The following is an 822-nucleotide window of genomic DNA, read 5'->3' on the forward strand; positions in this document are numbered from 1 at the left end:
CAGCGCCGCCACCAGAAGGTCGTCGAGGAGGCGCCGAGCGTCCTGCTCGACGAGGAGACGCGCGCGGCGATGGGCGCGGCGGCCGTCGAGGCGGCCCGCTCCTGCGGGTACCGGGGCGCGGGCACCGTCGAGTTCATCGTGCCGGGCGAGGACCCGTCCTCGTACTACTTCATGGAGATGAACACCCGGCTCCAGGTCGAGCACCCGGTGACCGAGCTGGTCACGGGCCTCGACCTGGTGGAGTGGCAGCTGCGGGTCGCGGCCGGTGAGCCGCTCTCCTTCGGCCAGGACGACGTCACGCTCACCGGTCACGCGGTGGAGGCCCGGCTGTGCGCCGAGACCGTGTCCGTGCGGGAGGGCGCCCGCGGCTTCCTCCCGTCCGGCGGCACGGTCCTCGCGCTGAGCGAGCCCGAGGGCGACGGGGTCCGCACGGACTCCGGGCTCAGCGAGGGCACGGAGGTCTCGTCCCTGTACGACCCGATGCTGGCGAAGGTCATCGCGTACGGCCCGGACCGGGACACCGCGCTGCGCCGGCTGCGGGCCGCGCTCGCGCGCACGGTGACGCTGGGCGTGCCGACGAACGCGGGCTTCCTGCGCCGGCTGCTCGCCCATCCCGCGGTCGTCGCGGGCGAGTTGGACACCGGACTCGTGGAGCGCGAGATGGACTCCCTGGTCCCCGAGGGCGTCCCCGCGGGGATCTACGCGGCGGCGGGCGCCCTGCGCCAGGAGCGGCTCGCGCCGGCCGGCGGCGACGGCTGGACCGACCCGTTCGCGCGGCCGGACGGCTGGCGGCTGGGCGGCGACCCGGCGTGGACGGTGCAC

General features: G+C 76.0%; 1 pseudogene. It reads left to right on the forward strand.

What is annotated here, in order from left to right:
* Positions 1-822 (forward strand): annotated as a pseudogene (locus GTW43_RS16655) (acetyl/propionyl-CoA carboxylase subunit alpha); the annotation flags it as partial.

The sequence above is a fragment of the Streptomyces sp. SID5785 genome, from assembly GCF_009870065.1.
GTDB lineage: Bacteria > Actinomycetota > Actinomycetes > Streptomycetales > Streptomycetaceae > Streptomyces.